22 protein-coding genes and 1 tRNA gene are annotated in these 19,052 nt (G+C 39.4%); 7 read left to right on the top strand and 16 right to left on the bottom strand.

Annotated features, from left to right (window positions below; all coding sequences use genetic code 11):
* Nucleotides 1-29: 29 nt before the first annotated feature.
* From INP93_RS07740 to INP93_RS07750, 3 genes are read right to left on the bottom strand one after another with little or no spacing between them, the layout of a single operon-like run.
* Nucleotides 30-1,382: an anti-phage deoxyguanosine triphosphatase gene (locus INP93_RS07740; protein ID WP_197544582.1), complete on the bottom strand. Its 1,353-nt coding sequence runs from the start codon at nt 1,380-1,382 to the stop codon at nt 30-32.
* Nucleotides 1,379-2,074 (bottom strand): CidB/LrgB family autolysis modulator, encoded by a 696-nt coding sequence (locus tag INP93_RS07745; protein WP_054419462.1) that lies wholly within the window; start codon nt 2,072-2,074, stop codon nt 1,379-1,381. The genes INP93_RS07740 and INP93_RS07745 overlap by 4 nt, the downstream gene beginning before the upstream one ends.
* Before the next feature lie 6 nt (nt 2,075-2,080).
* Nucleotides 2,081-2,497: a CidA/LrgA family protein gene (locus INP93_RS07750; RefSeq protein WP_197544583.1), complete on the bottom strand. Its 417-nt coding sequence runs from the start codon at nt 2,495-2,497 to the stop codon at nt 2,081-2,083.
* Between the two features lie 111 nt (nt 2,498-2,608).
* On the opposite strand from INP93_RS07750, the gene INP93_RS07755 reads away from it, so the two are divergent.
* Genes INP93_RS07755 through queF form a run of 5 tightly spaced genes read left to right on the top strand, consistent with a single transcriptional unit; the run spans nt 2,609 to nt 6,336 of the window.
* Nucleotides 2,609-3,124 carry a thermonuclease family protein gene (locus INP93_RS07755; protein ID WP_197544584.1) on the top strand — a complete coding sequence of 172 codons (516 nt, stop codon included), beginning with the start codon at nt 2,609-2,611 and terminating at the stop codon, nt 3,122-3,124.
* On the top strand, nt 3,114-4,316 hold the full coding sequence (locus INP93_RS07760) for a cysteine desulfurase (protein ID WP_197544585.1): 1,203 nt from the start codon (nt 3,114-3,116) through the stop codon (nt 4,314-4,316). The genes INP93_RS07755 and INP93_RS07760 overlap by 11 nt, the downstream gene beginning before the upstream one ends.
* Complete coding sequence (locus INP93_RS07765) at nt 4,310-4,684, top strand: SufE family protein (RefSeq protein ID WP_197544586.1); 375 nt, start codon at nt 4,310-4,312, stop codon at nt 4,682-4,684. The genes INP93_RS07760 and INP93_RS07765 overlap by 7 nt, the downstream gene beginning before the upstream one ends.
* A gap of 2 nt (nt 4,685-4,686) precedes the next feature.
* Nucleotides 4,687-5,472: a Zn-ribbon-containing protein gene (locus INP93_RS07770; protein WP_197544587.1), complete on the top strand. Its 786-nt coding sequence runs from the start codon at nt 4,687-4,689 to the stop codon at nt 5,470-5,472.
* Nucleotides 5,473-5,496: 24 nt separating this feature from the next.
* Nucleotides 5,497-6,336, top strand: coding sequence for an NADPH-dependent 7-cyano-7-deazaguanine reductase QueF (queF, locus tag INP93_RS07775; RefSeq protein WP_197544588.1), 840 nt, complete (start codon nt 5,497-5,499; stop codon nt 6,334-6,336).
* A 43-nt stretch (nt 6,337-6,379) separates the two neighbouring features.
* Here queF and tyrA read toward each other — a convergent pair whose 3' ends face one another.
* The 9 genes from tyrA to INP93_RS07815 all read right to left on the bottom strand — a co-directional run bounded on the left by tyrA (nt 6,380) and on the right by INP93_RS07815 (nt 14,604).
* The gene (gene tyrA / locus INP93_RS07780; protein ID WP_197544589.1) at nt 6,380-7,504 is read right to left on the bottom strand and encodes a bifunctional chorismate mutase/prephenate dehydrogenase; all 1,125 of its coding nucleotides are present in this window, start codon (nt 7,502-7,504) and stop codon (nt 6,380-6,382) included.
* Between the two features lie 86 nt (nt 7,505-7,590).
* Complete coding sequence (gene truB, locus INP93_RS07785; RefSeq protein WP_197544590.1) at nt 7,591-8,514, bottom strand: tRNA pseudouridine(55) synthase TruB; 924 nt, start codon at nt 8,512-8,514, stop codon at nt 7,591-7,593.
* On the bottom strand, nt 8,514-8,900 hold the full coding sequence (rbfA, locus tag INP93_RS07790; RefSeq protein WP_005699364.1) for a 30S ribosome-binding factor RbfA: 387 nt from the start codon (nt 8,898-8,900) through the stop codon (nt 8,514-8,516). Before rbfA ends, truB begins: the two co-directional genes overlap by 1 nt.
* 62 nt (nt 8,901-8,962) lie before the next feature.
* Complete coding sequence (gene infB, locus INP93_RS07795) at nt 8,963-11,467, bottom strand: translation initiation factor IF-2 (protein WP_197544591.1); 2,505 nt, start codon at nt 11,465-11,467, stop codon at nt 8,963-8,965.
* An 11-nt stretch (nt 11,468-11,478) separates the two neighbouring features.
* Nucleotides 11,479-12,966, bottom strand: coding sequence for a transcription termination factor NusA (gene nusA / locus INP93_RS07800; RefSeq protein ID WP_049368807.1), 1,488 nt, complete (start codon nt 12,964-12,966; stop codon nt 11,479-11,481).
* A 15-nt stretch (nt 12,967-12,981) separates the two neighbouring features.
* Nucleotides 12,982-13,437 carry a ribosome maturation factor RimP gene (rimP, locus tag INP93_RS07805; RefSeq protein WP_070582381.1) on the bottom strand — a complete coding sequence of 152 codons (456 nt, stop codon included), beginning with the start codon at nt 13,435-13,437 and terminating at the stop codon, nt 12,982-12,984.
* A 129-nt stretch (nt 13,438-13,566) separates the two neighbouring features.
* Nucleotides 13,567-13,643: transfer RNA gene (locus INP93_RS07810), tRNA-Met, on the bottom strand.
* Nucleotides 13,644-13,756: 113 nt separating this feature from the next.
* Nucleotides 13,757-13,885 (bottom strand): hypothetical protein, encoded by a 129-nt coding sequence (locus tag INP93_RS09735; RefSeq protein ID WP_005696016.1) that lies wholly within the window; start codon nt 13,883-13,885, stop codon nt 13,757-13,759.
* Nucleotides 13,882-14,604, bottom strand: coding sequence for an RIO1 family regulatory kinase/ATPase domain-containing protein (locus tag INP93_RS07815; RefSeq protein WP_197544592.1), 723 nt, complete (start codon nt 14,602-14,604; stop codon nt 13,882-13,884). Before INP93_RS07815 ends, INP93_RS09735 begins: the two co-directional genes overlap by 4 nt.
* A gap of 87 nt (nt 14,605-14,691) precedes the next feature.
* Between INP93_RS07815 and INP93_RS07820 the strand changes: the two genes are divergently transcribed.
* Nucleotides 14,692-15,252 (top strand): YceB family lipoprotein, encoded by a 561-nt coding sequence (locus tag INP93_RS07820; protein WP_049372569.1) that lies wholly within the window; start codon nt 14,692-14,694, stop codon nt 15,250-15,252.
* A 27-nt stretch (nt 15,253-15,279) separates the two neighbouring features.
* On the opposite strand, the gene qseC is transcribed toward INP93_RS07820, so the two are convergent.
* From qseC to INP93_RS07840, 4 genes are all read right to left on the bottom strand, one after another.
* A complete protein-coding gene (gene qseC / locus INP93_RS07825) occupies nt 15,280-16,635 on the bottom strand; it encodes a quorum sensing histidine kinase QseC (RefSeq protein ID WP_197544593.1) in 1,356 nt (451 codons plus the stop codon).
* Nucleotides 16,625-17,293 (bottom strand): response regulator, encoded by a 669-nt coding sequence (locus INP93_RS07830; protein WP_197544594.1) that lies wholly within the window; start codon nt 17,291-17,293, stop codon nt 16,625-16,627. Before INP93_RS07830 ends, qseC begins: the two co-directional genes overlap by 11 nt.
* Nucleotides 17,294-17,368: 75 nt before the next feature.
* Nucleotides 17,369-17,737: a YgiW/YdeI family stress tolerance OB fold protein gene (locus INP93_RS07835; RefSeq protein ID WP_197545330.1), complete on the bottom strand. Its 369-nt coding sequence runs from the start codon at nt 17,735-17,737 to the stop codon at nt 17,369-17,371.
* Between the two features lie 149 nt (nt 17,738-17,886).
* Nucleotides 17,887-18,573 carry a hypothetical protein gene (locus INP93_RS07840; protein ID WP_197544595.1) on the bottom strand — a complete coding sequence of 229 codons (687 nt, stop codon included), beginning with the start codon at nt 18,571-18,573 and terminating at the stop codon, nt 17,887-17,889.
* Nucleotides 18,574-18,679: 106 nt separating this feature from the next.
* Here INP93_RS07840 and yfaE point away from each other — a divergent pair, with 106 nt between their 5' ends.
* Nucleotides 18,680-18,928 carry a class I ribonucleotide reductase maintenance protein YfaE gene (gene yfaE, locus INP93_RS07845; protein WP_197544596.1) on the top strand — a complete coding sequence of 83 codons (249 nt, stop codon included), beginning with the start codon at nt 18,680-18,682 and terminating at the stop codon, nt 18,926-18,928.
* Nucleotides 18,929-19,052: the final 124 nt, after the last annotated feature.

A 19,052-nucleotide genomic window follows, 5' to 3' on the forward strand; every position in this document is an offset into this window, starting at 1 on the left:
TTCAAAATATCAATAAAAATAACCGCACTTTAAAGCTGATGATAAACCTTTAAGGCATAGGCATCTGACATGCCTGCGATATAGTCACAAATAATGCGTTTTTTGCCCTGTTCTGGTGCATTTCTCCAGCGATTAGCGGTATTCGTTGGCAATAAACGTTCGGGGTCAGACTCAAAAATCTGAAACATTTCTGTGAGAATGCGTTGGCCTTTATATTCAATACGTTGCGTTTCCACATGACGAATCACGTATTTCCATACAAATTTTTTGAATACATTTAATGCCGCAATCACATCTTGCGGTAGTTCCGCGTTATAACGTAACAACGGTTCATCAAAATTGCCGGTGACTTTCCAACGCACATGGGTGATAAAGAAATTCACTAATGCACCAATCGCATTTTTACGCTCAAAATGATGATTGGAGAACAATCGTTGGCTGACTTGTTCTATATTTTTTGCCAACCAATCTGAAGGAATCGTTTTAAGTTCAATCAATGCTTCTTGCCACTGATGTTGATTTACCACGCCTGTCACAATCGCATCTTCTAAATCATGCACGCCATAGGCAATATCGTCTGCTAATTCCATAATGCTGCAATCTAAAGATTTAAATTGTGTTTTTAAAAACTCAGCGGGATTTGACCGCACTTTTTGAAATGAGCCAAACAAAGTGCGGTCATTTTCAGAAAGGTTTTGCAATAGCCAATTAAACATTGTGACGTCATCACGGAATAAGCCTTTTCCTGGTTTCCAATCGCTAATTTTGACATAACGCGGATCTGAGTTTTCAGCATGCGGCAACAGGGCATATTGTGGTGAAGATAGGTCTAAAATATTCGGATATTTCACCACACCTAAAATAGCACGACGCGTTAAATTCATCCCTGCCGTTTCAGTATAAGGTTCCAGTTTAGTAATAATACGAAATGTCTGTGCATTGCCTTCAAAGCCGCCATGATTGCGCATCATATAATTGAGTGCCACTTCCCCACCATGACCAAACGGTGGATGACCAATATCATGCGCAAAGCACAAACTTTCAATTAAATCATTGCTTGGTAATAAAGGTTTGAGTTGTTTCTGTAATTCACTTTTTTCAATATGAAGCTGGTCTGAAATAGCAACATAACTTTCCGCAAATTTTAATTGGGAAACCAGGCTGCTACCGATTTGTGCCACTTCTAGAGAATGCGTTAGGCGTGTACGATAAAAATCATTTTCACCCACCGCGTGAATTTGTGTTTTGGCTTGTAAACAACGGAAAGCGGCAGAATGTAAAATCCGCCCGCGATCACGACGAAATGGTGGTCGATGATCTTTTTCGCGAGGCGGATCAGGAAGGAAACGTTCAATCCAAAAATCAGCTAATTGGGTTCTCATAAAAATAGACGAATAACATGGAATACTAAGGGCGCTAAAATTGAGCTCATAATACCGCAAAGTACCAAAGAAATCGAACTATAACTACCGGCTTTCGGATCGGCTTCCATACAGCTTACCGTGCCTAATGCGTGAGAAACGGCTCCAACAGATAAACCCACCGCTTCTTGTTGTTTAATACCAAGTTTTTTCAAGATGAGATAACCAAAAACCGAACCTTGCAAACCTGCAACAATCACACCTACGGCTGTAACGGCTGGAATACCGCCTAAATGAGAAGACACTTCCATCGCAATTGGCGTGGTAATTGATTTTGGCAATACGGTCGCCACCATTTCAGGGCTCGCCCCTAAAATAATCGCAAAAATGGCACCGGTAAACATGGAAAACAGAGAAGCTAATGTCACCACAGAAAGAATAATTTTCCACTGTTTCGCAATTTGACGAAGTTGTTCATACAACGGTAACGCTAGAGCAACAATACTCACGCCTAATAAATTATTAATCGGCGCATTGCCTGCCATATAATCGTCATAAGGAATATCGCCCACCACTAAAATCAACACAAGAATTGATACTGTGAGCACGAACGTATTGAAAATCATCGATTTCCAACGTTTACTGATTTGTAATGCGAGCCAAAATCCGAAAATCGTTAAAATGGTATAAAGATAAATTGCATACTGCATAATAAAACCTTAGTCAGCTTGAAGATTGCGTCTTTCCAATACTTTTTTACGTTTATGGGTAAAGGATTGTTTATAAAATAAATAGTTTCCTATAAATGCAATAACTAAAAGTGTCAGAACGGTACTGAGAATATTGGGAATAAGTAAAACTTTCCACTGAGCCACGAGTAAATCATAATATTTGATAATGCCCACGCTCACTGGCACAAAAAGCACCGCCATGTAGCGGATCAATAAGCTCGAGCCGAAATAAATCCACTCCAGGTGAATCACATGAGTCGTTAAACCTAAAAAAAGTAATAACAAGCCCCAAATGCTGCCTGGAATCCCCACTGGGATATAGTGAGAAATCAAATTGCCGAATAGTAACATAATGTATAAAATGATGAGCGAACGAGCGAGTTGAACGCCTTTTTGGAGTAACATATTTCCTCTATCAACTTTTTTAATAACAATTAAAATTTATTTTACGCTTTTTTGTTAGAATTACCCATTCATTTTAGCTAAATTTTGCGATGCAGATCAAAGAAATTCCAAATGATTAAAAAATTCTTCTTATTTTTAACCCTAATTTTTACCGCACTTTGGACGCAATTTTCAGTCGCTACTGAACGCCAAATGGCGTGTTGGGTCGTTGGTGTAAGTGATGGCGATACCTTAACTTGCCTCTTACCCACTAAAAAACAATTAAAAGTGCGATTACAAGAAATTGATGCTCCAGAAAAAGGTCAACCATTTGGAAAGAAAGCCAAACAATATCTTTCACAACTGGTTTTCAAACAAAATGTGACGTTGTCGATTTCTGGTTATGATCGCTACCAACGTATTTTGGCAACGGTTTATCTGCAAGAACAAAACATCAACTTAGAAATGGTGAAGAACGGCATGGCGTGGGTTTATCCGCAATTCGCTAAAAATCCACTCTACTTCCAGGCACAAGATTTTGCCCAGCAACAAAAAATTGGATTATGGCGAGATCCCGACCCTGTTGCCCCTTATGAATGGCGTAAACAGAAAAAAACAGTTAAACACGGAGATAATCATGGCTTTTGATTACCAATCATTTAAAAATGAATTTCTTTATTTTAAATCGCCAAATGCCGTGGTTTATTTGGATAATGCAGCGACAGCATTAAAACCTCAAGCACTAATTGATGCAACGAGTACTTTTTATCAATCGGCAGGCTCTGTGCATCGTAGTCAGTATGAAGCGGCACAAACAGCACAATATGAAAATGCACGTCACTTAGTCAAAACCTTAATTAATGCGGAAGATGAAAAAGCGGTGATTTGGACGTCTGGGACAACTCATAGCATTAATTTAGTAGCCAATGGTTTACTCCCCTCTTTGCATACAGATGATGAGATTTTAATTAGCCAAGCAGATCATCATGCTAATTTTGTTACTTGGCATGAAACAGCAAAAAAATGTGGGGCGAAAATTCAAGTGCTACCTATTTTGGATAATTGGCTAATTGATGAAAATGTCTTAATTGCAGCCTTAAATGAGAAAACAAAATTAGTGGCACTCAATTTTGTTTCCAACGTAACGGGAACGGAACAACATATCCAACATTTAATTCGAGTAATCCGTCAACATAGCAATGCGCTCGTTTTAGTCGATGCCGCTCAAGCTATTAGTCATATACAGATTGATTTGCAGGCATTAGATGCGGATTTTATTGCTTTTTCTGCACATAAAATTTATGGTCCCAACGGGATTGGTGTATTAAGCGGAAAATTAAGCTCACTTTCCCTATTGCAACCGCTTTTTTATGGTGGAAAAATGATTGAGCGAGTCTCCCATGAATGTATTACCTTTGCTGATTTACCTTATCGATTAGAGGCGGGCACACCAAATATTGCTGGCGTGATTGGCTTTGGTGCAGTATTAGATTGGCTTAAAAAATGGGATTTTCAGGCAGCTGAGACACATGCTGTTGAGCTTGCCGAGCAAAGTAAAGTGCGATTGAAAAACTATCCGAATTGTCGTTTATTCAATTCACCGCAAGCAAGTTCTGTTGTATGTTTTGTTTTTGATGGGATTGTGGCTTCGGATCTTGCTACCCTATTAAGTGAACAGAAAATTGCGTTGCGTGTTGGCGAACATTGCGCCCAACCTTACTTAGCCCGTCTTGGCGAGCGTACCACATTACGACTTTCTTTTGCGCCTTACAATAGCCCGCAAGATGTGGATGCTTTTTTTGCGGCATTAGATAAATCCTTAGAGTTATTAGCATGCTAGAAAACATTAAACAGGCAAAAAATTGGGAAGATCGCTACCGTTTTATTATTCAAGCCGGTAAACATCTTTCTCAACCTTCTCCAGATGAATTGACTCAAATGCGATCAATTCAAGGCTGTGAAGCTGGGCTTTGGTTTAAGGCCATTCTACAACATGATGGTACGTTTCAATTTAAAGCTTATAGCGAAGCGCGCATTATGAATGGTTTATTATGGTTGTTGCTGCAAAACATCAATGAACAAACCAATAATCAACTACAACAATTTAATATCAGTCAATTTTTTGATGAACTTGGTATTGCCTCTCGCTTAAGTGAAACCCGCTTAAACGGTTTAAAAAAAATTGAAGAAATCTTGCACAATCTGTAATTATGTATCTGATCGAACCTTTTTTTAAATTGACCGCCTTAGAAAATGATATTGGCCAACAAAGCCGTTTGCTCAATGCAATCATCGACCAATGGCGTTATAACGGGCAAATTATCGGTCGTGAAATCCCGCTTTATTTAACGGAGGAAGACGATCAACAAGGTTTTGCAATGCGCGTTATTTGCCCTGAGCAAGATAGTCTTTTGCCCGAGAACAATAACCAAACTGTGAATCTGGCAATGGAAAATGCTGAAAAGTGCGGTCTACATTTTCAAGGTTTTCAAATTATTGCCGATGATTTAAATTCTGACGGCACTGCAGAATCTAGCCAACCAGCATGGCAAATGCTCTACACCACACATTTACAATCTTGCTCGCCGTTACATAGCGGAGATGATTTCTCCCCAATCCCACTTTATAAACAGCTAAAAAATCAACCGCACTTAAGCCAAGATTTGATTAAATGGCAAGAGAATTGGCAGGCCTGCGATCAGTTGCAAATGAATGGTTCGGCTTTAGAAAAAGAAGCATTAAATGAAATCTCCGAGGTTAATAGCACGCTCAGCAAACATGGACGCTACCTTGCTGCTGAAATCGAAAAAGAAAGCGGCATACCGACCTATTATTATTTATACCGTGTCGGTGGTCATTCTTTAGAATCGGAACAACAACGCTGTTGCCCGCAATGTGGTGGCGATTGGGCATTAAACTCGCCACTATTTGATGTAATTTACTTTAAATGCGACCAATGTCGATTAGTCTCGAATGTGTCGTGGAATTTTTTATAACGCTTTCGTCATTTAGGAAAACACATGAACTATCAAGATAAAAGCCTTCAATCCTTAAAACTCGGTCAAGCAACAGAATATGCGGCGAATTATGACCGCACTTTGTTACAACCCGTTCCTCGTAAACTCAATCGTGATGGCTTGGGCATAACTGAACAGCAGCCATTTACCCAAGGTACGGATATTTGGACTGCCTATGAAATTTCTTGGTTAAATCCAAAAGGTTTGCCACAAGTGGCTATTGCCGATGTGGAAATTGATTACCGCAGTGAAAATTTAATTGAATCGAAAAGTTTTAAACTTTACTTAAACAGCTTTAACCAAAGTCAATTTGCTGATTTTGCTAGCGTAGAACGCACTATGCGTGAAGATCTAAGTGCTTGTGCTCAAGGTGAGGTCAAAGTACATTTGCATCCTTTATCCCATTATCAAGGACAAAGTATTGATACGTTAGCCGGCGATTGCATTGATGATCAGGATATCGAAATCCACAGCTACGAATTTAATGCGGATATTTTGCAAAATTGTACGTCTGATAACGTGGTGGAAGAAACCTTAGTAAGCCATTTATTGAAATCTAACTGTCTTATCACGAGTCAGCCGGATTGGGGAACCGTACAAATTCATTATGTGGGTAAACAAATCGATCGCGAAAAACTTCTCCGCTACATCGTGTCTTTCCGTCAACATAATGAGTTTCACGAGCAGTGTGTCGAGCGTATTTTCTGTGATTTGATGCATTACGCCAAACCAGAAAAACTCACCGTCTATGCGCGTTATACGCGTCGTGGTGGATTGGACATCAATCCATTCCGTTCTAACTTTGAGGCAATTCCACAAAATTTACGCTTAGCAAGACAATAAGTTCCAAAACAAAAGTGCGGTAAAAATCAACCGCACTTTTATTTTATACATGTCGTAAATCATGAGCTTGTTGCAATAACTGTCGGCTCTCTTGTAAGAATTGATCGGAATATTCCCCAAACCATTCTCTCACTTGATGGAAAGCATCAATAAATCCTTGGCGATCACCTTTTTCAAAGAATTGTAATGCCTCTTCATAAGTTTGTTTCAAGCTTTCAATCACATCTAAATTTTCTGGCTTATCCATAATAATATCGGCATAAAGTGCCGCATCTTGGGCAAATAGACGACCAATCATGGCTAATTCCAAACGATAAATCGGGGAAGATAATGCCAATAAATTGCTTAAATTGACGGGCTGTTTAGAAAGATGCAGACCATTCGCAAAAGTGGAAAAGTGACGTAATGCTTGAATGTATGTCATATTGTGATCATGCTCTGCTGCATCAATTTGATAAATTTTTGCACCCCAGATTTGAATTTGCTCTAGCAACCATTCATAACGTTCACTAAAACGCCCATCACAACGCACAACTACTTGTTTTGCCATGCTCGCGATATCTGGGCCAAACATTGGATGCAATCCAACTACCGCCCCTTTATGCACCTCTAACATTTTAGCTAATGGAGCACGTTTCACGGAGGTGAGGTCCGCCAGTAGCATATTTTCCGTTAAATAGGGTTTTAAACGTTCTATGGTTTCTAACGTGTGATCAATCGGTACTGAGACAATAACAACATCCGCATTCGTTAAAATACGTTCTGCCACATCCCAATCATCACGATCTAAAATAGAAATGGGATAACCAGAAGCACGTAAATAGCGGGCAAATAATTGCCCCATTTTTCCGTAACCGCCAACAATAACAATTTTGTTAATGGCTGGATTCAGGGTTTTAAAACCAAATTGATTTTCATTGGAGTAAGATTCACGCATGAAACGACGGAGCACATCTTCAATGAGTTGTGGAGAGATTCCTGCTTTAGCCGCTTCTTCTCGGCGTGCTTGTAACATGGCTAATTCACGATCAGGTGCATAAATTGGTAAACCTTTTTCGTGCTTTACTTCGCCGACTTGGGTCACCAATTCGAGGCGTTTAGCAAAAATTTGAATCAGTTCGCGATCGAGCGCATCAATTTCCTGACGTAAATGATTAAGGACATCCATAATTCACCTGTAATATCTTATTTACATAGATTGCAATTAAAAGGTTACAGGTGAGATTACTGGAATTAAAAAAGAAAGGCAAATAGTTAGAGAGATTGCGTAATCAAGCGTTGCGGACGAATTACATTGTTATCATCTACAAAAGCCACGCCTAAAAAGATATTCTCGTCAGAAAACAACCGCACTTGACCATGTAATTTGGCTTCATTAGCAAATTTGACTCGTTGTCCAAAGCCGATACCTTTACTTTGTTCAGCGTTTAACTGTAACGCTGGTAATTTGCTGACTACGGTATCTGTCGGTAAAAGATGTTGATCAAGTTGAGCAAGATCACCTTGCTCTGCAAGCGCCTGCAATGCATCCCATGTCATCATCTTTTCTGTTGGATAATCCGCAACCGCAATTCGACGTAACACGGTCACATGGGCACCACAACCTAACACTTCACCTAAGTCATCCACTAATGTACGGATATAGGTTCCTTTCGAACAATACACTTCTAAGGTTAGAAAAGGGGCTTGATACTCGATAAAGTTTAGCTCAAAAATCGTGATAGGACGTGCTTCACGTTCCACTGTAATGCCTGCGCGAGCATACTCATACAACGGTTTCCCATTGTGCTTTAACGCCGAAAACATGGTTGGCACTTGCAAAATGTCACCACGGAATTGTTCAAGTGTGGTCAAAATTTGTGATGTTTCTACATTGACAGGGCGCGTTTCGACCACTTGTCCTTCTGCATCTGAGGTATCCGTGCGTTCACCTAATTTTGCTGTAACCACATAGCGTTTATCTGCATCTAATAAGAATTGGGAAAACTTTGTCGCTTCGCCTAAGCAAATAGGCAACATACCGGTTGCTAATGGATCGAGCGCACCGGTATGTCCAGCTTTATTCGCTTGGAATACGCGTTTCACTTTTTGCATAATGTCATTCGATGACATGCCTTGTGGCTTATCTAATAAAAATACGCCATCAATATCACGTCCACGCTTACGGGGTCTCGACATTAGTCATTTTCCTCAACGTGTTTTTTCTCGTCTTCACGAATCACGTTTGTCACTAAATTAGACATACGCATCCCTTCAACTAAGGATTGATCGTAGAAGAAACGAATTTCTGGCACAATGCGTAAGCGCATCGCTTTACCCACTAATGAACGGATATAAGGTGCTGCTTTTTCTAACCCTTTCATGCCTTGTGCAATCGCCACTTCATCATGATCAAACAAAAATGTGACAAACACTTTTGCATAAGCTAAATCGCTTGAGACTTCCACATCAGACACGGTTACCATGCCAATACGGGGATCTTTCACTTCACGTTGCAAAATGATGGCGATTTCTTTTTGTAATTCTTGTGCAACACGATCGCTGCGTTTAAATTCTCTTGCCATAATATTTCTCTTATTAAAAAGCGGTCAAAAATACGTTGAATTTTGACCGCTCTTTTTATCGATTAGATTGAACGTTTAACTTCAACGACTTCAAACACCTCGATTTGGTCGCCGACTTTCACGTCATTGTAGTTTTTAACGCCGATACCACATTCCATACCATTACGGACTTCAGAAACGTCATCTTTAAAGCGACGGAGAGATTCCAATTCACCTTCAAAAATTACCACGTTATCACGTAATACACGGATTGGGTTGTTGCGTTTTACTACACCTTCGGTCACCATACAACCGGCGATTGCACCAAATTTCGGATGTTTAAACACATCACGCACTTCAGCCAAGCCGATGATTTCTTGTTTGAATTCAGGTTGTAACATACCGCTCATCGCGGCTTTCACATCATTTAATAGTTCATAAATGATGGAGTAATAACGAAGGTCAATGTTTTCTGCTTCGATAATACGACGAGCAGAAGCATCCGCACGAACGTTAAAGCCGACCATAATCGCATTAGAGGCTGCCGCTAAGGTTGCATCAGTTTCAGAAATACCACCTACGCCTGAGCCCACTACTTTCACTTTCACTTCATCAGTAGAAAGATCTTGTAACGATTGAATAATCGCCTCCACAGAACCCTGTACGTCCGCTTTCACAATAACATTAAGCTCAGCCACATCACCTTCAGTCATATTGCTAAACATATTTTCAAGTTTCGCTTTTTGCTGACGAGCGAGTTTCACTTCACGGAACTTACCTTGACGGTGTAACGCCACTTCACGTGCTTTTTTCTCATCACGTACTACAGTTGCTTCATCACCCGCTGCTGGTACACCAGAAAGACCTAACACCTCAACAGGGATAGATGGGCCTGCTTCATCGATTTCTTTACCGTTTTCATCGCGCATTGCACGAACACGACCGTATTCAAAACCGCAAAGTACGATATCACCTTTACGTAAAGTACCAGATTGAACAAGAATTGTCGCAACCGGACCACGACCTTTATCAAGGTAAGATTCAATCACCACACCACTTGCCATGCCATCTTTTACAGCCGTTAATTCAAGTACTTCTGATTGAAGCAAGATGGCATCTAATAAGTCATCAACACCGGTACCTTTCTTCGCAGAAACAGGAACGAATTGTACATCACCACCGAATTTTTCAGAAATCACTTCGTGTTGAAGTAATTCTTGTTCTACTCGGTCTGGATTTGCTTCTGGTTTATCAATTTTGTTCACCGCAACCACTAAAGGCGCACCTGCTGCTTTCGCGTGTTGAATCGCTTCAATGGTTTGAGGCATCACACCATCATCTGCAGCAACAACAAGAACGACGATATCCGTTGCTTTTGCACCACGTGCACGCATTGAGGTAAATGCAGCGTGTCCCGGTGTATCTAAGAAGGTGATCATTTTGCCATCATCCATTTCTACGTGGTACGCACCGATGTGCTGAGTAATACCACCCGCCTCACCTGCTGCGACTTTCGCTTTACGAATGTAGTCAAGTAATGAGGTTTTACCATGGTCAACGTGACCCATAATCGTTACAACCGGTGCACGAGTCACTTTTTCTGCATTAACATCACGATCGCCTAATACTTCTTCTTCGAGTTCATTTTCATTGCGAAGAATCACTTTGTGACCTAATTCTTCAGCCACTAATTGTGCCGTCTCTTGGTCAAGTACTTGGTTAATGGTTACCATTTCGCCCATTTTCATCATTGCTTTGATGATTTCAGTCGCTTTGGTTGCCATTTTATTTGCTAATTCTGCAACAGTAATGGTTTCGCCAATAACAACATCTTGTTTTACAACTTGAACAGGTTTTGTGAAGGCTTGTTGTAATGCGGCACCTTTTTTACCATTTTTACCTTTACCGAATTTACCATCTTTTTGATTTTTACGATTCGATTCGCGCTCATTTTTATTGCCGCTCTTCACGTCATCCCGTTCTTTTTTCGCTTTAGCGACTTTATTTTTGCCACGACCACGATTTTCGTTACGACGTTCTTCTTCGTCTTCTGCTTCTAAAGCATAACGAGAGCTTAAATTATAATCCGTGTAATCTTCTGATGAACTATCATTACTTGAAGAGTCAGACTCAGCATAACGTTTAGCTTCTTCAGCTGCTTTACGCGCTTGCTCTTCTGCTTTTTGGCGAGCAAGTTCTTCCGCTTTACGACGAAGTTCTGCTTCTTCTGCTTTACGTTTTTCTTTTTCTGGATCAATAGATTTAGGTTTATTTTCAACCGCACTTTGTGCTGGTTTCGCTGCCTTTTCTGCTTCAAGCTTAGCTTTTTCGGCTTTCGCTTTCTCAGCAGCTAAACGTGCTTTTTCTTCTGCTGCTTTCTTCTCTGCTTCTTGCTGTGCTTTTAATTTTGCTGCTTCTTCCGCTTTTTTAGCAGCATCTGTTGGCACTGTGCGTTTTTTACGAACTTCAACTTGTACCGCTTTTGCTTTGCCGCCAGCAGTTGTGCTGCTTACGGTTGTTTTTGTTCTGCGTTGAATACTTAGTTTTTTCGGTGCATTCGCATCCGCATTTTTTACATCTTCAGTCATTATTAAACTCCTTACTCTTCGCTAAACCAGCAAATATTACGAGCAGCCATAATGAAATCAGCGGCCTGCTCTGCGGTTAATTCTTCAATATCAGCTAAATCATCTACACCTTGCTCTGCAAGTTCTTCAAGTGTAGTAATTTGTTTTTCAGCTAATTTAAAAGCAATATGACGGTTCATGCCTTCAAGATTTAATAAACGATCTTCGATATTCGCTTTTTTCAAGGCTTCTTCTTCTGCTGCAGCGGCTGCAGTAATCGCATCTTTTGCACGACCTTGTAACTCTTCGATAAGATCTTCATCTTCTAAACCATCAATTGCAGTCAGTTCACTCACAGGAACATAAGCCACTTCTTCTAATGAAGTAAAACCTTCATCCACTAAGATTTGAGCAAACTCTTCATCAAGACCTAATTTATCCATAAATAAATTCAATACCTTAATATCTTCCGCTTGATGTTTTTCATTTAATTGTTCAGTGGTCATTACGTTTAATGTCCAACCGGTTAATTGTGTCGCTAAACGTACATTTTGACCGTTACGACCAATTGCTTGTGCTAGGTTATCAGCATTAACTGCGATATCCATTGAGTGGTTATCTTCATCCACAATGATTGATGTCACATCAGCTGGCGCCATCGCATTGATTACATACTGTGCTGGATTATCATCCCAAAGTACGATATCCACACGTTCCCCACCTAATTCATTGGTAATCGCTTGAACGCGTGCACCACGCATACCCACACATGCACCAACTGGGTCAATACGTTTATCGTTAGATTTCACCGCAATTTTCGCGCGAGAACCAGGATCACGAGCTGCACCACGGATTTCAAGCATTTCTTCGCCGATTTCTGGTACTTCAATACGGAATAACTCGATTAACATTTCAGGTTTTGCACGAGTCACAAATAATTGTGCGGTTTTGCTTTCTGGATTCACTTTATAAAGCACACCACGTACACGATCGCCTGGACGGAAATTTTCACGTGGAAGCATATCTTCACGCATAATCACGGCTTCAGCTTTATTGCCTAAATCTAAAATAATGCTTTCACGATTTACTTTTTTCACTGTACCAGTAACAATCTTACCTTCTTCAGAACGGAATTGCTCAACCACTTTTGCACGCTCTGCTTCACGGATTTTAGTGCTGATTACTTGGCGAGCGGTTTGCATTGCAATGCGGTCAAATGCGATAGACTCAATTTGGTCTTCAACATAATCACCAAGTTGAATATTAGGATCTTCAAATTGTGCCGCTTCTAATGTCATTTCTTTTGTTGGCACTTTAACTTCATCCACAACCAACCAGCGACGGAATGTATCAAACTCCCCTGTTTTGGTGTTGATAGACACACGAATATCGGTTTCATAGTCATATTTTTTCTTCGTTGAAAGCGCAATTGCACTCTCTAACGCTTCAAAAATCTTTTCACGTGGTAATAACTTCTCGTTAGATACTGCTTCAGCAGCTAACAAAATTTCTTTACTCATTTTCCTTTTTCTCCTTTAAAATTTTGCGATTACATTGGCTTTTTGAATGTTGCCAAAAATAAGAACTTGTTCCTGACCATCAACAATAAGTGTCAACATGTCATTTTCAATTTTTTCCAATTTACCTTGCCATTTACGATGATCTAAAACGGGAATACGTAAATGTACGGCGATATCCTCGCCTACATAACGTTGGAATTGTTCAAGCGTAAATAATGGACGATCGAGACCTGGTGATGATACTTCTAGGTTATATTTATCCGCAATTGGATCTTCCACATCTAAAATCGCGCTCACTTGACGACTTACATCAGCACAATCATCAACGCCTACGCCACCGTCTTTATCAATGAATAAACGCACGGTCATAAAACGACCTGCACGTTGGCATTCAATCCCCCAAAGTTCGCAGCCTAAGTCTTCTACTGCACCTTGCAGCATCTCTTGCAATTTTTGTTCTAATGTTGCCAATTTTTGCTCCTAATCTTAAAATTCAGACATAAAAAAAGGGTTAGGTTCGTCAATGAACCTAAGCCCAGTTTCTAAATTTCTCGTACAAAAAAACCCCAAATTTGGGGTTCTTTTTACTGAACTTGTTATTGGTTGCGGGGGCCGGATTTGAACCGACGGCCTTCGGGTTATGAGCCCGACGAGCTACCAAGCTGCTCCACCCCGCGTCCGAAATATGGGGTGTATTATAGTGATCTAAATCAAAAGATCAAGCGATTTCTACTAATTTTCTTGAAAACCTAAGATTTTTGACCGCACTTTGCTTTATCTGAAGTGATAGTTAGAATCCAAAGCCAGTACCAAGGCCTACACCAACGCCTACACCATTACTGCCGCCACCGGCGCCAACACCAACAGAACAAGCGCTTACCAAAGCACTTAATACAGCCACTAAAAATAATTTTTTCATAGATTTTCCTTTGTTAAATGTTCAAATAACCGATAAACGGCCAATAAGTCCGTTCGTGCAATCGGTTTGAACGGAAGTAAAAGATAATAAAGCCAACGAAATCTTCTCACATATGACAACATATCAACCCAATAAGTTGTCGGACAGTGAGATTTATAATAATCAAATAATTCATTAAGCTTTTCATCATCTAAGCCTTTCACACGACATAAACTGTCTAAAAATGCTAGCATATCACGTGTAAGCAACCAATGTTCATTATGGCTTTTTGAATGAGATTCAAAGTCCATAAAACTAATTTTACCATCTTTCCATGCGATATCTCGTATAGCTGGACGACCGTGAATAATGCCTTGTTGATGAAGATTAATCAATATTTCTATCGCTGAATGCAAAATATGTGATTTTTCTGCCCAAGACAATGTTTCATCATTCAGCCAGATGTTTAATGTTGGCCCCGCATCTTCCAATACTAAATAATCATCTCCGAAATCACATAATTTAGGTACTGGTGCACCAATATTATTCAGGTGCTGAAGAATCTCACATTCTTCTTTAAAATGTTGCTTTGGATGCGGTTTTAATAATAACCATATCCCTTTTAATTGCTCGGGTTGTTTTAACCAATAATGTTTCCCTAAATATTCAAATTGGAAAACACGTTCCCCACGGTGTTTTTCAAGAAGCTTCTGCACATGCTCTTTAAATGACGAAGTCATAATCTCTACTTAAATTTTTATTGTATAGTGAAAAGATAAGCGATACATTCTACAAAATTTTTATTCTTTTTCAATCAAGGAGAAAATATGCATTTTTTGAAAAAAGTACTCACCATACTGACATTAGGTTTCTTCACACTATCTGTACAAGCTTCCCCTTTTAGCATCAGCGAACAACAAATTAACCAGTATTTAAGTGAAAAAGGCACGATTAATGACAAACTCGGTATTCCAGGATTGTTTTCTGTGGATTATGCGCTGAAAGATTTAGTGACTCAAATCGGGCAAACTGAAAGTAATCGTGTTGAAATGAGTGGTTTGGCTGATACGCTTATTCGTTTATCTGGTAAAACCTACCCAGCTAAGTTGCATTTAACCTTTGATGCGATTCCTGAATATAACGCAGAAGAGGGGGCACTTTATTTAAAAAATCTGCGGATTTTACGCTGGTCTGGTGAACCTAATAGTGTGATGGATCAACTCCAAGATGTTATGCCGCTATTAAGCGATGGTGTGGCAGCACTATTAAGTCGGATGCCAGTTTATACCTTGGATGAAAGTGACATGAAACAAATGCTGATTAAGAAATTCGCCAAAGAAATTAAAGTTGAGAAAGGTCGATTAGAATTAATTGGTGGAATGTTTTAACAATAAGGGCGTATTAAACGCCCTTTTTTATAACGCAATGATAGCTCGCAAACCTTGAATTTGCCCGTTATCTTCAATATTTTCTAATCGGAAACGATAGTGATGCAATTCTGCTATTCTTGCCACAATAGACAATCCAAGCCCACTCCCTTTTTCATTTTGTCCTGCAGGACGATAAAAACGCTGCCCTAATTTTGCTAATTCTTCTGGCGCAACACCACCGCCATTATCTTCAATAAGAATTTTACGCGGCTGTAAAATCACACGAACCTGAGTGCCTTGCGGACAATATTTTATGGCATTATCCAATAAGTTTCGTAGCATTTGTGCAAGTAATAATGACTGCCCTTGCTTAACGGTAGGATCTCCCTGATGCTCAAACTGCAATTCGATTTGGCGTTGCTGCGCACTGAAATATAACTCACCGATAAGTGAAGTTATCATTTCTGACCAATGAATCGGTTCCTGATGATTTAATTCTTTAAGATTATCTAATCGGGAAAGCGTAAGAAGCTGTTCAATTAATTGGGTTGCTCGGTCGATACCTTGGGTTAAATGTGCTAAGGCCGTTTCACGAGTTTGTGCATCATCGCCAGCTAGCTGTGCGACTTCTGTTTGAATACGTAATGCCGCTAATGGGCTACGTAATTCATGCGCGGCATCAGAAACAAAGCGGCGCTCCCGTTCCAACTGCTCACGGGTACGTATGAAAAATTGATTTAAGTTTTGGACTAACGGTAAAATCTCCGTTGGTACGTCATCGGTTTCTAATAACGATACATCACCTGGTCGGCGAGCTTGTACGTTTCGACTCAATCGATTAATTGGTTTTAATGCACGATAAATCACAATAAACGCGACCAATAAGAGTACTGGCAATCCGGCAAACCAAATTCCTGTTTGGCTGAAAACCATTTTATTGACTAACTCTTCGCGATATTCTAACTCTTGACCTACAGCGATCACCAATTCACCATTACCAACAGGTTGCCAATAAATCAACCATTCATCGTCATCATCTAAAATATGCGCTTTACTAAATCCGGTTTTATTTTGAAAAATAAATTTGTCGCCATTATCACCATCAGTTAATAATCTTTCACCTTTGTTAGAAAATATGGCAAAGGCCAATGCATCATTATCATAATGACGTTTCTGTGGTTTAAATCCACCACGTGGAAAGTTAGCATTTTCATCTAATAATACATTTTTCAAATCAGAGGTTGCCAAACGCTCGGCAAAAAGCACCTGCTGTGCATTAAACACATCTTTGACTTCTTTTTTGACAACCGTCCAGGCAACAGTTGTGGCAATGCACCACACGCAAAGTGCGGTCACACTTAAACCGATTAAGAGACGAAAACTCAGTCGTTTATTTTTCATTAATTTGTCCTAAAGCATAGCCTACGCCATGTACCGTACGAATAAATTGCTTACCTAATTTTTGACGCAAATTATAAATATGTACGTCCAATGCACCACTACTTAATTCTTCATCCCAATTTGACAATTTTTCTTCAATGGTCGCACGTGAAAGCACTCGTTCTTTATTCAGCATAAAAAGCTCGAGTAATTTATATTCACGTCCGGTTAATGTAATTTCATCCTCATTCAACCAAGCCTTACGCTGAGCAGGATCGAGTTTAACATTACCATGCTCAATTTGTGGTTTAACTTGCCCATAACGACGACGAATTAATGCTTGTAATCGTACCACCACTTCAGCCAAGGCAAAGGGTTTGCAAAGATAATCATCAGCACCTTGTTGAATGCCTTTAATGCGTTCATCTAATGTATCACGTGCAGTTAAGATCAACACTGGTACATCTTGATTATTTGAACGCCATTGTTTTAACACATCCAAACCATCTAGTTTAGGCAGGGTTAAATCCAATACCACCGCATCATAAGGCGCGCCGATTAAGGCGTTTAATCCACTTTGACCATCGGTAAACCAATCTACAATAAAGCCTGATTTTGTTAAACCAATTTGCAGACCATTGCCGATGAGAGGATCGTCTTCTACTAATAAAACTCGCATAATATTGACCGCACTTTTATCTTTCTCAAAACGAAAAAATGGCGGGCATTTACCCACCACTTCAAATTATATGAATTATTGCGCTTTTTCAACGCTAATGACTTCAAGCTCTGGTTTTTCAAACATTTCATTGTCTAGTTTACCGTAAACGCGGATTTTATCCTGAGGTCCCACATTTAAGCCATTCCAAACGCGGTTTTTAATTTCCAATTTGATTTGGTCTGTACCATCGGTAAAAAGATATTTATCACCTTTAATTTGTTGAGTGATATTACCGACTAAGGTAATCATAGAATTATCTTTCGCAGATAATGCTTGTTGAACAGTAAGTTGTTGACCTTGGTCACCACCATGGAAACCACCTTGTGCAGTGTTGCCATTAAAACCAGCAAATGCCACTGAAGTAGATAAAGCTAAAAGAGTCGCTAAAGCAAATTTTTTCATCATGTTCTCCTAAATAGAATTAAGCATAAATTAATCATGTTTCAAAGCGAAGGATTATTACCCTAATTGCCGCCTTGTTGATGCTTATTAAACACAACAAATCTTAATGAAATCTTAAGCAACCTTAAGATTTTTAAATTTTTTTAAAATCACCAACAAAATCGCTCATTCACCAAGTTATCTTGGCGTTCTTTTTCCCATTTCGCTTTATTTTCAGGATTAGCAAAATAGTGGTCTTGCTCAACTAAACGCGCATCAAGTTTTGCTTCAGCTTCTTTTAACGCTTGTTTTCTATCTGGATGCTTGCTTGGTAATTGAGGTAAAAATACAGTCTGATACGGGTGATTTTTCACCCACTCAATCGCCTCTTGCGCCGCCTTGTGTTGCTTATTCAAATCACAGAACGCATAGGGATTAACATGTTGCCCGACTAATTGCCCAAATGCTGTGTTATTCGATACTGTTAATTTATCTAAATCCAACACATATAAAGCAGTGATTAAACGATTTTGCCCACGATAAAACCATTTTACTGCTTCATCACGTAAGCCAAAATCATAAGCACGAGCAGAAAGTGCAAACATTGTCATCGGAGAAACAAAATCCACTTTTTTCTCAATAATATTGACCGCACTTTCAAAATCTTTTTGTGTATTTTTCAGTAATAATGCATCAATATCTTTGTTCACATTAATCTGTTCGAGTCGCCCATCTCTGGCATCATAATAAGGCTTTACATACATATCAATATGCTTAACTGGCTCTTTTGAAATGGTGCTACAAGCCGTTAATAAAAGCGCGGTTGAAATTAACGTTAATTTTAGAAAGGTTTGCATATTCTTCCCTTATGATGAATATTAGCTCGCTATATTACAACAAAAGAGCCGTGAGTTTTACTTCTCTTTCTTCTATAATGAGCAAAATTTTGTTTTATTTTGTTTCATGAAAATCCATCTTATTCAGCGCCAAATCAGCTTAGATTTCGATAACCAAACTTCCCTGCTTAACTTTTTAGAACAACATCATATTCACCATGAATATCAATGTCGTTCAGGTTATTGTGGTTCTTGTCGCGTGAAGATCAAAAAAGGCAAAGTATCTTACGCCGAAGCGCCCCTTGCCTTTATTCAACCAGATGAGATTTTGCTGTGTTGTTGTAGGGTGGAAAGTGATATTGAATTGGAACTGTAATTCATTAAAACTTAACGAACTCTGCCCGTATGCAATTTTACTATTTTTTAGGTGCCATTAAATAACTAAAAAATATAATTACAAAAAATATAAATACTGAAGGTTTAAAAGTGTCTTCAAAGAT

The organism is Haemophilus parainfluenzae (assembly GCF_014931415.1).
GTDB classification, from domain to species: domain Bacteria; phylum Pseudomonadota; class Gammaproteobacteria; order Enterobacterales; family Pasteurellaceae; genus Haemophilus_D; species Haemophilus_D parainfluenzae_AF.

Coding starts and splice junctions, on each gene's coding strand:
- INP93_RS07740 (WP_197544582.1), bottom strand. CDS start 1,382: ATGAGAACCCAATTAGCTGATTTTTGGATTGAACGTTTCCTTCCTGAT.
- INP93_RS07750 (WP_197544583.1), bottom strand. CDS start 2,497: ATGTTACTCCAAAAAGGCGTTCAACTCGCTCGTTCGCTCATCATTTTA.
- INP93_RS07755 (WP_197544584.1), top strand. CDS start 2,609: ATGATTAAAAAATTCTTCTTATTTTTAACCCTAATTTTTACCGCACTT.
- INP93_RS07760 (WP_197544585.1), top strand. CDS start 3,114: ATGGCTTTTGATTACCAATCATTTAAAAATGAATTTCTTTATTTTAAA.
- INP93_RS07765 (WP_197544586.1), top strand. CDS start 4,310: ATGCTAGAAAACATTAAACAGGCAAAAAATTGGGAAGATCGCTACCGT.
- INP93_RS07770 (WP_197544587.1), top strand. CDS start 4,687: ATGTATCTGATCGAACCTTTTTTTAAATTGACCGCCTTAGAAAATGAT.
- queF (WP_197544588.1), top strand. CDS start 5,497: ATGAACTATCAAGATAAAAGCCTTCAATCCTTAAAACTCGGTCAAGCA.
- tyrA (WP_197544589.1), bottom strand. CDS start 7,504: ATGGATGTCCTTAATCATTTACGTCAGGAAATTGATGCGCTCGATCGC.
- truB (WP_197544590.1), bottom strand. CDS start 8,514: ATGTCGAGACCCCGTAAGCGTGGACGTGATATTGATGGCGTATTTTTA.
- rbfA (WP_005699364.1), bottom strand. CDS start 8,900: ATGGCAAGAGAATTTAAACGCAGCGATCGTGTTGCACAAGAATTACAA.
- infB (WP_197544591.1), bottom strand. CDS start 11,467: ATGACTGAAGATGTAAAAAATGCGGATGCGAATGCACCGAAAAAACTA.
- nusA (WP_049368807.1), bottom strand. CDS start 12,966: ATGAGTAAAGAAATTTTGTTAGCTGCTGAAGCAGTATCTAACGAGAAG.
- INP93_RS09735 (WP_005696016.1), bottom strand. CDS start 13,885: ATGAAAAAATTATTTTTAGTGGCTGTATTAAGTGCTTTGGTAAGCGCT.
- INP93_RS07815 (WP_197544592.1), bottom strand. CDS start 14,604: ATGACTTCGTCATTTAAAGAGCATGTGCAGAAGCTTCTTGAAAAACAC.
- INP93_RS07820 (WP_049372569.1), top strand. CDS start 14,692: ATGCATTTTTTGAAAAAAGTACTCACCATACTGACATTAGGTTTCTTC.
- qseC (WP_197544593.1), bottom strand. CDS start 16,635: ATGAAAAATAAACGACTGAGTTTTCGTCTCTTAATCGGTTTAAGTGTG.
- INP93_RS07830 (WP_197544594.1), bottom strand. CDS start 17,293: ATGCGAGTTTTATTAGTAGAAGACGATCCTCTCATCGGCAATGGTCTG.
- INP93_RS07835 (WP_197545330.1), bottom strand. CDS start 17,737: ATGAAAAAATTTGCTTTAGCGACTCTTTTAGCTTTATCTACTTCAGTG.
- INP93_RS07840 (WP_197544595.1), bottom strand. CDS start 18,573: ATGCAAACCTTTCTAAAATTAACGTTAATTTCAACCGCGCTTTTATTA.
- yfaE (WP_197544596.1), top strand. CDS start 18,680: ATGAAAATCCATCTTATTCAGCGCCAAATCAGCTTAGATTTCGATAAC.